2 protein-coding genes are annotated in these 1,656 nt (G+C 51.1%); both read left to right on the top strand.

Translation table 11 applies throughout. The annotated features are described in order from the left end of the window. Positions 1 to 194: 194 nt before the first annotated feature. Entirely contained in the window at positions 195 to 1,028 is an 834-nt protein-coding gene (locus ACIGG6_RS18230) for an Rpn family recombination-promoting nuclease/putative transposase (protein WP_399846541.1), read from the top strand. Further along, positions 1,028 to 1,303 carry a hypothetical protein gene (locus ACIGG6_RS18225; RefSeq protein ID WP_399846539.1) on the top strand — a complete coding sequence of 92 codons (276 nt, stop codon included), beginning with the start codon at positions 1,028 to 1,030 and terminating at the stop codon, positions 1,301 to 1,303. The genes ACIGG6_RS18230 and ACIGG6_RS18225 overlap by 1 nt, the downstream gene beginning before the upstream one ends. The last annotated feature ends 353 nt before the right edge of the window (positions 1,304 to 1,656 follow it).

Raw genomic sequence — 1,656 nt, 5'->3', positions numbered from 1 at the left:
GACACGGCACAAGTGATAACTTGTCACCGGTTGAGTATGAAAGGCGTTACTTTAAGAGCCTAACGGGTGTCTAGAATACCCGGGGCGATTCATTTCTAGGACTTATGGGTAGGCGTTTTGCGGGAAAACTTGAAGCGATAGTATGTGTCATATGGCATTGTGATAGCATCAGGAGCATTACAGTAGGAGTTCCCATGAGCGAGTTACTCGACCCCACCAACGACTACGTCTTTAAGCGTCTTTTTGCTGAAGCTCCTGACTTGTTAGTGGATCTGATCAATGATTTACGCCCGGACTTACCTGGCATTACCTCAGTGGAGATCCTCAACCCCAACATTGAACCAACAGAGCTGACAGGAAAGTACATCATCCTCGACGTGTTAGCCCGTGATGGCGATAGCCACTGCTATAATGTCGAGGTGCAGGTACGTCGCTACGGCGCTTGGCACAAACGGGGGCTGTTCTATCTAGCCCGCACGCTGGGAGGCCAGCTTAGCGCTGGGGAAGATTACCAAGAGCTGCGTGCCTCGGTAGGCCTACATTTGTTGGATTTCGACCTGTTCACGGATACTGTTGCCGAGCGCCAGCAAGCAGTGTGGCGTTTCGAAATGCGCGATGAATGCCAACCCCATATTTCGCTGGGGAACATCCTGCAGATGAACCTGATCGAACTGAACAAGGCGGATCGCCTGGGTTTGCCAGAAGGCCCACTGCGCGCCTGGATCACCTTCTTCAAGCACTGGCAGGAGGAATTGACGATGGCTAATGTCGCCCATGAACCGGTTAAGAAGGCGATGAGCCGCATCCGCGAGCTTAGCGCCGATGAAGAGACTCGCCGACTTGCTTTTGTGCGGGAGCGGGCGCTGCGGGATGAAATCTCACTACTGAACGACGCTCGCAGGGAAGGTCGCGAAGAAGTGGCAAGAAATCTGATTTCAATGAACGTATTGTCTGATGCCCAAATCGCTGTTGCCTCAGAGTTAACAGAATCTGAAGTTAAGGCATTGCGTGCTGAAGTGAAGCATTGATGGCGATGAGCCGCATCCGTGAATTCAGCGCTGATGAAGAGACTCGCCGCTTGGCCTTTGTGCGCGAGAGAGCGTTAAGGGACGAGGTGTCGTTGCTGAATGATGCTCGCAGGGAAGGCAAGGCCCATTTGCTTGCCAAGCTCGTTAAAATGAAGTTTGGAGAATTGCCGGAGTGGGCGCTGCATCGTTTGGAGCATGCTGGTAGCAAGCAACTAGACAAGTGGTCTGATGAAATTCTCACTGCTAGTTCTCTTGATGAGTTATTCAAGCACTGAGGTGCCAAAGAAAGTGATAAGTCGCATCCGTGAGCTTAGCGATAATGAAGAGACGCGCAGACTTACCTTTGCACGGGAGAGTGCGCTGTCGTCGTTTTAGCTGTCAGTTAAGTATTGGGTTAAGTAGATAATTGATAGTGTTTGCTCTGCTCATTTCTGCTCCACAACGACGCTAGCTTTTCCCGTTCGTTGCTTTTTCGTTGTTTTGCTCGCTGGATTTAGCCGCCAAAGTGTTCGTTTCCTACCCTCGGAGACGGAACTGAATCGCCCCAGGTTTCATAGACACCTCCAGGCCTTATACTAAAGGTATCTAGGAGGATCCATGAGCCGTCCCCGTTACACTGAAGAATTCA

The organism is Vreelandella lionensis (assembly GCF_044543515.1).
Classification (GTDB): Bacteria; Pseudomonadota; Gammaproteobacteria; order Pseudomonadales; family Halomonadaceae; genus Vreelandella; species Vreelandella lionensis.
The sequence above is the reverse complement of the archived record's forward strand: the minus strand, read 5'-3'. Positions and strand labels throughout refer to the sequence as shown.

Excerpts from the sequence above, each read along its gene's own strand:
- ACIGG6_RS18230 (WP_399846541.1), top strand. The coding sequence starts at position 195 with ATGAGCGAGTTACTCGACCCCACCAACGACTACGTCTTTAAGCGTCTT.
- ACIGG6_RS18225 (WP_399846539.1), top strand. The coding sequence starts at position 1,028 with ATGGCGATGAGCCGCATCCGTGAATTCAGCGCTGATGAAGAGACTCGC.